7 protein-coding genes are annotated in these 8,172 nt (G+C 32.5%); all 7 read left to right on the top strand.

Going from position 1 to position 8,172, the window contains the following annotated elements; all coding sequences use genetic code 11:
• Window positions 1-225 precede the first annotated feature (225 nt).
• The 7 genes from HOG71_03555 (at window position 226) to HOG71_03525 (ending at window position 6,370) form a co-directional block, all read left to right on the top strand.
• Window positions 226-1,503 carry a hypothetical protein gene (locus tag HOG71_03555; GenBank protein MBT5989908.1) on the top strand — a complete coding sequence of 426 codons (1,278 nt, stop codon included), beginning with the start codon at window positions 226-228 and terminating at the stop codon, window positions 1,501-1,503.
• A 20-nt stretch (window positions 1,504-1,523) separates the two neighbouring features.
• Window positions 1,524-1,943 carry a hypothetical protein gene (locus HOG71_03550; protein ID MBT5989907.1) on the top strand — a complete coding sequence of 140 codons (420 nt, stop codon included), beginning with the start codon at window positions 1,524-1,526 and terminating at the stop codon, window positions 1,941-1,943.
• A gap of 680 nt (window positions 1,944-2,623) precedes the next feature.
• Window positions 2,624-3,376 carry a hypothetical protein gene (locus HOG71_03545; protein MBT5989906.1) on the top strand — a complete coding sequence of 251 codons (753 nt, stop codon included), beginning with the start codon at window positions 2,624-2,626 and terminating at the stop codon, window positions 3,374-3,376.
• Window positions 3,373-4,446, top strand: a complete 1,074-nt coding sequence (locus HOG71_03540; protein MBT5989905.1) for a nucleotidyl transferase AbiEii/AbiGii toxin family protein — start codon at window positions 3,373-3,375, stop codon at window positions 4,444-4,446. The genes HOG71_03545 and HOG71_03540 overlap by 4 nt, the downstream gene beginning before the upstream one ends.
• 475 nt (window positions 4,447-4,921) lie before the next feature.
• A complete protein-coding gene (locus HOG71_03535; GenBank protein ID MBT5989904.1) occupies window positions 4,922-5,158 on the top strand; it encodes a helix-turn-helix transcriptional regulator in 237 nt (78 codons plus the stop codon).
• Entirely contained in the window at window positions 5,139-5,450 is a 312-nt protein-coding gene (locus tag HOG71_03530; protein MBT5989903.1) for a toxin HipA, read from the top strand. The genes HOG71_03535 and HOG71_03530 overlap by 20 nt, the downstream gene beginning before the upstream one ends.
• The gene (locus HOG71_03525) at window positions 5,447-6,370 is read left to right on the top strand and encodes a HipA domain-containing protein (protein ID MBT5989902.1); all 924 of its coding nucleotides are present in this window, start codon (window positions 5,447-5,449) and stop codon (window positions 6,368-6,370) included. Before HOG71_03530 ends, HOG71_03525 begins: the two co-directional genes overlap by 4 nt.
• The last annotated feature ends 1,802 nt before the right edge of the window (window positions 6,371-8,172 follow it).

Below are 8,172 nucleotides of genomic sequence, written 5' to 3'. Positions count from 1 at the left end.
CGGCAGAGGGTGGTCACATTAGTCCGGCAGAGGGTGGTCAGTTTGCCCCGGCAAGGGTGGTCAGCTTAAACCAGCAAAGGGTGGTCAGTTTCATCGGCCTGTCCACCTTATGCCCTTTATGCCGAAAATGTCAGGAATAAAGATGATGCAGATGCAGATTCAATCAATGAAATACAGAAACTTAAATTAGCAGATTATGAGTTATCCATTGAAAAAGGAAACACAGTGACATTACCATCCAAGGATACTTCATCTACCAATGAAATACAAATGCTTTCCTTTGTAAACGACACACTCTTTCTGAACAATGGAGGTTTTGTTTACTTGGGTAATTACGATAACCTGATAGCCATCAGCCAGTTATTCCAGAAAGTCATTGCAGATAGTACCTACCTAAAACAACTCATTGACATCAATTCGATTTCAATTACTGACCTACATCAAATTTTAAACAACATTGAAGCAAAACACATTGCAGACAGTACAGCACTGGCAAATGATATTAAGGACGTTTCAGGCAATCTTACAATAGAAACCACAAATAGAATTGCTGAAGACAATGCACTGCTTTCAAAAATCATCTCAGACAGTTCTGCAATAGCTACAGACATAAATAATGTTTCCAATGATCTAGCCAGCGAAACAACAAACCGTATAGCATCTGACAATACGATTATTGCAAAACATACATCCGACAGCACCTTAATGGCAAATAATCTCATTGCCTTAAATGCAGGATTAAACACCGAAACATCCAACCGGATTGCTGCTGATATTAATTTAAGTAACAAGGATATTGCAGATAGCACTTATCTGAGAGGATTAATAAATACAAACATCAACGACATAAGTACAGAAACCACCAATCGAATCGCATCTGACAACTCAATAGAATCAAAAGCAACCACCGACAGCACTTTTTTCAAAGGCTTGAATGACAATCTGAATACTGCAATTAGCACAGAAACATCAAACCGTATTACAGCTGATAATACTTTAAGTAATAAAGAAATAGCTGATAGCGCATATCTGGGTAGTTTAATAAATACCAATGCCAATAACCTGAACACTCACATTTCCACCGATACAGATATAGACTCCACTAATGAAATTCAAACACTATCCCGTGCAGGATTAAACATCTCACTTTCCAAAACTTTTGGAAATATTTCTGTTGCAGATAATGATAATGATAGCTTGAACGAGTTGCAAGTATTTACTATTAATGGGGATACTTTGTTTTTATCAAAAGGAAATTTTTTAAAACTACCCTACGAAGCTAGTGATGGATTGGTTTTAGATCAAACGACATTTAAAGCATTAAACGATAGTAATCTCTGGAATGCAAATAAATTGCATGGAAAAACAATTTCAACAGATCCTCCGGATGCAGGTCAGTTTTTGAAATGGGATGGAACAGTTTGGAAACCAGTTAGTGATCCGGCAGGAGTTGGTAAGGGTTCAAATGCAACAACATTGATTTATTTAGGAAGCGGTTTTTAAAATTTTTTAAAAAAACAACAATGAAAAAAGGTATTTTTATTCTCTTAACTTTATTATTTTCAGGAATTTCGAGTTTTACAGTGAATGCTCAAAACAATTTGCAGTTTAATGAGGCAGTTTTTCTTGAAATATCTGGTATAGGAACTACTTCAGTTATGGGTATATATGAAATTAAATCTGATACAATTATAATTGATTCCGGAAAAGTTTGGAAAATAGAAAGTGCGAGAGCAAATACATTATCTATTCTAACAATAAATTCTGCATACATTACTGTAAATAGCAAAATTATAACAGGTAATCGAGGTGCTGAATTAGCATCTGTGCCAGTATTTCCGATTTGGCTCACTGCTGGATCATATATAATAAAACTTATAAGTACATCTTCCGATGAATCTTATGGATTCATTTCAGCTATTGAATTTAATATTGTTCAGTGAGTAGGTGTATTATTTTATACAATCAGTAAAAAATTAAACGCATGCTTTACCAACACATAAATTCCTGTTAATAGGGTTTCTAAATGTTAATTCCTTTTGTCATATTGTATTTATATATTGTAATGAATCTGCTTCAATGGTAAAATTAAAACGGTTAAGAGTGGTCACTTTCATCGTTATTTCCAGATAGCTTTAATGGCTACTTAATTGACAAGTATTTGCCCCCTATTTTGCCCCCCTAAACAAAAAAAGCCCGAATCAAACGATTCAGGCTTAATAGTGGTGATCCCTCAGGGTTCCTGATTAAATCGCTTAGGATCAGGGAATCAGCATTTTATAAATTACAATTTTTGCAAGTCCACCGCTAATACCATTTGTTATCTTGTACCATAATGGATTCGAACCCAAAGTTAGGGATCCTTGGTTAAATAGCAAAATGGGGTGATTAAAACATTACCCATTATTGATGTTAAAAGTGGATAATTGCTATTGAGATAATATATCTCATCTTTTTATCCAACAGCTTACTATTGCCAATAAACCCTCTTTTGTGTTAAATGTTTTGGAGAAACGAATACCTCTATTTTGACATTAGTGGTAAATGTTTTATGCGAAACAAGTGCCACAAAATCTGATATTGTGGTAAATGTTTTATATCTTTGCCATTAAACTCATCATGTATGTTCAACGATGATATAGAAAATACTGTGTTAAATTTTTTTCAGAAAAAGTCTCATTTTACTAAGTCAGACCTTGTCGAATATTACAGTAATAAAGGAATTGTTCTAACTGATGAAGGTTTTAGATCGAAATTGTACCGCTGGAGAAAGAAGGGTATTATTCATGATATTGCCAATGGGAAATATGTCATTAACAACAAATCGGTTTTTGTTCCACAGTCAGATGAAATAATAAAAAAAATAAATAAGTTGTATATTTCAAAATACGATGATGTTGATTATTGTATATGGTCAACAAGCTGGCTTTCCAATTACATGCACCATATCCCATTTTATTCTTTTTATGTGATTGAAACAGAAAAGGATATTTGTGAATCTACATTTTACCTGTTGAAAGATAATGGCATTAATGCGTATTATAATCCTAATACTGAGCAAATAGAAAAATATGTGTTACCAGAGGACGATAGTGTAATTGTTCGCAATCTGATTTCAAGGTCTCCAGGTAAAAAGTTTAATGATATTAGGTTTCCTTCCATCGAAAAAATTTTAGTAGATATCTTTTGTGACCAGGACGTCTTTTTTCTTCATTCAGGAAGGGAGCAAAAATGGATTTTTGAAAACATATTGAAAGCTTATAATATCAACTTCTCTACTTTACTTTCTTATGCGGAAAGGAGGAAGAGAGAAAAGGAGTTGCGTGAGTATTTGCTGAAGAATTTTGACGACATAGTAGAAGAAATTATAGGATGATACATAAGGATACGCTTACAAAAGAATGGATTACAAAATTCAGGGAAGAACCGGGATTGAATATAAGTGATCCAGCATTAATTGAGAAAATGATATTCGCATTATACCTGCTTGAATGTCTTGCAAAACAAACTATTGATTTTATATTTAAAGGAGGAACAAGCCTGATTCTGATACTGAATGAAAGTCACAGGTTTTCTGTTGATATTGATATAATCACTAATGTTAGCAGAGAAGAAATTGAGAGTATACTTGATGAGATTATACTTGATTCTGATTTTGAATCATATAAACTTGATGAGAAACGGAGTTATGAGAATGCCAAAATTCCGAAAGCTCATTATTTCCTGTATTATAAATCAAATTTCAATAACTCAGGAAACTATATTTTACTCGATCTTCTCTTTCAAGAAGATGTATATACTAAAACTAGTTTTACAAATATTAAATCATCCTGGTTAAAATATATTGAACCTGCTGTGAAGGTTAAAGTCCCAACTGTAAATGCTATTCTAGGAGATAAATTGACTGCTTTTGCTCCAAATACGACAGGTGTGCCTTATAACAGAAATAAAGAAGTTGAAATAATTAAACAGTTGTTCGATATATCTGTTTTGATTGATAAAGCTGATAAATATGAGCAAGTATTTCATGCTTTCACTAAAGTGGTAAATAAGGAAATAGCAATGAGGGAAATCAGTATAACTGGAAATACTGTTCTTGACGATATTGTTGATACTGCCTATCTAATTGCTAAGAGAGAGAAGAATAAAGGAGTTGAGCTTGAAAGGTTTAATGAAATTAGGGTAGGTTTATCAAAAATAACAAGCTTTATCATTGACCGAAATTTCCGGATTGATGAAGCCATTGAGGCTTCGGCCAAAGCAGCCTGGTTTGCAATGAAACTGAAGCATAGAGATTTTTCTCACATGGATTTGTACAATAATGAAATAGATATTGATTCTATGCAGATTGACCGCATAGAATACAACTATCTGAACAAATTGAAGAAGTCGAACAAACCTGCATTTTACTATTGGTGCAAATGCCTGGATTTAATGAAGGTGTAGTACTTTAATTACATTTAAAAATCGTTCAGGTGCTGTTTTGATGTCAATATGCTGAATATAAGAGGCTTACTTCTCAATAGATAAGAAAAGAATAACTTATGAAATATTGATAGTTATGATTTTATTTAGTGCATAATTATTGATATTTTAATTGTTAAAATTCAATTTTAACAAGCACTTTGATCTACTTTTTCCTAGAAATTTATTTGAATTATAATTGAATATTATTTGAATCTGATTTCGTTCTAGAATTGTGGAGCTTTCCACTACTGAGTAAACAATGAGTTTAAAATATCAGATATTGCTGCCAGGGCAGTAATGTTGTGCCTTTCTATATCTATTAACATATAATTATCTGAAAAAAACCATTAATTGCCGTTATAGCAGTAATATATAGTGATTTATTCAAAATATATTTGTTTGTTAAGTCAAGACATTGTAAATTTACTGTCTAAACAGTAATATATTGGATTTTATGAATGATCTGTCTAATATTATTAGGTATCACAGGAAAAAAGCAGGACTAAGTCAAAAGGCCTTGGCAGATCTTGCAGGAGTTGGTAAGACCGTGGTTTTTGATATTGAAAAAGGAAAAGAAACAGTACAGTTCAAATCAATCCTACGTGTAATGAAAGTTCTAAACATCCAATTTTCATATAACAGTCCTCTAATGGCTAATTATTTATCCGAAGATGAGAACAGCAAAAGTTAAAATTAACGGTGTTCATGCTGGTCACTTGGTTGAGTTCGACAAAAACCGTGAATATAGGTTTTCATATCTGCAAGGTTATTCCAGCAAGCCTATATCATTAACAATGCCGGTAGATATATCTGAATTTACCTTTGGATCATTCCCTCCTTTTTTTGATGGCCTTTTGCCTGAGGGGATACAACTTGACGGATTATTAAAATTCAGAAAAATAGATAAGGATGATTATTTCAGCCAATTAATTGCAGTTGGAGGAGATCTTGTCGGAGCAATAACTGTGGAGGAGGTCATATGAACAGATGCCCTATCAGTTATGCCAAATGTGAGGGAAAATATTCCCGGGAAGGTTTAAAGACTCTTTCTACAAAATTATTGGATCTCAATGACCTTGAATACTCTGCTGATGAGCAAAGACTTGAGGCTGCAAGGCGTTCGGGGAGAATGTCTATTCAGGGAGTTCAACCAAAAATAAGTGCTGTTCTGAATATCAAGGAACAAAAGTTTGATGTAGTTGATATTAAAGGGAAATATATTATAAAACCTCAACATCATATTTATCCTCAACTTCCGGAAAACGAAGATTTAACTATGAAAATGGCTTCTGCTTGCGGAATTGAAACTCCTGTTCATGGAATGATCTATTCATCAGATGGATCACTGTCATACTTTATTAATAGGTTCGACAGGCAAGGCAGAGGAAATAAACTTCCCATGGAGGATTTTGCTCAGTTAGCCGGAGAGACCAGGAATACCAAGTATAACTACAGTACCGAGAAATTAATTAAGCTAATTGATAACTTCTGCACTTTTCCATATCTGGAAAAAGTGAAGTTCTATAAACGATTCCTTTTTAATTTCCTGACTGGAAATGAAGATATGCATCTGAAAAATTATTCATTAATAACCAGAAACGATAAGGTGGAATTCTCTCCAGCATATGATTTTCTGAACTCGAGTATTGTTATTGGAACAGATGCAGAAGAATTGGCATTATCATTAAAAGGTAAAAAGAAAAATCTGAACAGAGAAGTATTAACCAACTACCTGGGCAAAGAAAGGCTGTCACTTAATGAAACAACCATTAATAATACGATTAACGAGTTGAGTGATACCAAACAAAAATGGTTTAAACTTCTTGAAAACTCATTTTTGTCTGATGAATTAAAAGAAAAATATCATACCCTGTTGATCAATCGTATCGATATTCTTTTTTGATATAGACTCTCTAGCACGAATTGCAATGCGAGTCACAGCACTAGTCTTTACATATCATATAGATGAATAGATCTTTTAGTATAGGCGAAGTAACAAGTTGAATTCTCGATTCGCGAATTGCAAATCTTACTGATAATAAGATAAATTTATTGTTGGTGGAAACATCTTCTTAACAACTTTATAAAACAGTTGTGTTTAAAAATTTGCTGAATACAAAATTAGATTACACTATGCTTGTAAATAACTTATGAAATATTGATAGTTATGTATTCTTTTGGTACATAACTGCTAACATTTTAATAGTTAAATTGAACTGTTACCAAGCATTTCGATCTACTTTGATAATGGAAATTACTTAATCAGAATCTTTCGATGTATGAAATGTCATTCATTAAGACATGCTAAATATGATATGTGATTTGAGTAAAGCTGGAATTGGTCACTAAACTCATTTGGTTTTTTGAGCAAATTTGACTTTATAGTGTGATGTAAATACAGGAGTCTTCTTTTAGCTTAGAACCTATTTCACTGAAATGAACTGGTTGCTAAATTATTTGAAATTGAAATAAATTTTTAAGTTTAAAACGACAAAACACCTTACCACCTTACCACTCTGGTTTCAACTATTTGAATTACAGTTATTAAATAGGTGGTAAGGTGTTTTTGGAAGCTTACCACTTTTTATACGTTACCACCTCTTAACTTATTGCAATAGAATTGGTTAATGCAAGGGTGGTAAGGTGGTAACCTTGTTTGTCATTTTCGAATAAAAAAAATAGTTTCATAAGAAGTATCCTGCGGTTGATCTTGCTCAATTGTTTGAATAGCAATGAAATTACTAATATTGACATTTCTAGTTCTTACTAAAACTGAAAGTGTCAAAATACAATTGTATTTTGTGATATAAAGTGCCAAAATACAATCTTCTTTGTAGGATGTGATGATATTTTATTATTTTGAGTGAAGAAAAATTACTTTAAAACGCCACAACAAGTTACCACCTTACCACTCTGGTTGTAACTGTAAGATTTACAGTTGTTAAACATGGTGGTAAGATGATTTTGGTAGATTACTGTTTTTCTATCTTACTACTTCTTAACTCATTGCAATAGAACTTGTTAAGGCAGTTGTGGTAAGGTGGTAACTTGTTTTCCCTTTTTCGAATGAAAAAATAGTTTTTCAAGAGTGATTGAAAAGTTTTTTTCTCTAGAATGACAAATCATCTTACCTTCTTACCCTTTTTTCTCTATATGTTTGAAATATAGTTATTTAAGGTTAGGGTAAGATGAATTTTAAGGTAAGTTTAAAAAGTATCTTACCCTTGACGTAAATTATTGACTATTTATGAGTTACGTCATTAAGGTAAGGAGGTAACTTGTAAATCCATTTTGGAGTGTTTTTTAGTAAAATATTTATGCATTTATTTTTCAGTAATATTTCTGTACTTCTGTACTCATAGTATGTAATGAATAGATATACTGTGATTTATACAGCACAGTTTAAAAATAAGCCAGTACAAAAGTCCTTTTGCATTTGATCTCAGTTTTGTACTTGCAGTACAATTCGATCCACTTATTTAATTGACAGAATAAGAGTGTTTTAGGTGAAATGTTTTAGCTTTCAGTACAAAAGCACAGTTTAAAAGCATAATTTTATATAGTGTTTATTTCTAGCATTTCAGTATTAAAAACCGACTGTAAGTACTTGTGATTTTTGTTTTGGAACGCTTGGAATGGAAATCCACTCAGCGTGGCAAGCGAGTTTATCGTGTCTGGATTGGGTAGTTCATACAGTCCAAGCTG

It is taken from the genome of Bacteroidota bacterium, assembly GCA_018698135.1.
GTDB lineage: Bacteria > Bacteroidota > Bacteroidia > CAILMK01 > JAAYUY01 > JABINZ01.
Note: the sequence above shows the minus strand (reverse complement) of the source record. Positions and strands in the feature narration are given on the sequence as shown.

Bases quoted from the DNA above. Each gene is read 5' to 3' on its own strand.
- HOG71_03535 (MBT5989904.1), top strand. From the start codon at position 4,922: ATGAATGATCTGTCTAATATTATTAGGTATCACAGGAAAAAAGCAGGA.
- HOG71_03545 (MBT5989906.1), top strand. From the start codon at position 2,624: ATGTTCAACGATGATATAGAAAATACTGTGTTAAATTTTTTTCAGAAA.
- HOG71_03525 (MBT5989902.1), top strand. From the start codon at position 5,447: ATGAACAGATGCCCTATCAGTTATGCCAAATGTGAGGGAAAATATTCC.
- HOG71_03530 (MBT5989903.1), top strand. From the start codon at position 5,139: ATGAGAACAGCAAAAGTTAAAATTAACGGTGTTCATGCTGGTCACTTG.
- HOG71_03540 (MBT5989905.1), top strand. From the start codon at position 3,373: ATGATACATAAGGATACGCTTACAAAAGAATGGATTACAAAATTCAGG.
- HOG71_03550 (MBT5989907.1), top strand. From the start codon at position 1,524: ATGAAAAAAGGTATTTTTATTCTCTTAACTTTATTATTTTCAGGAATT.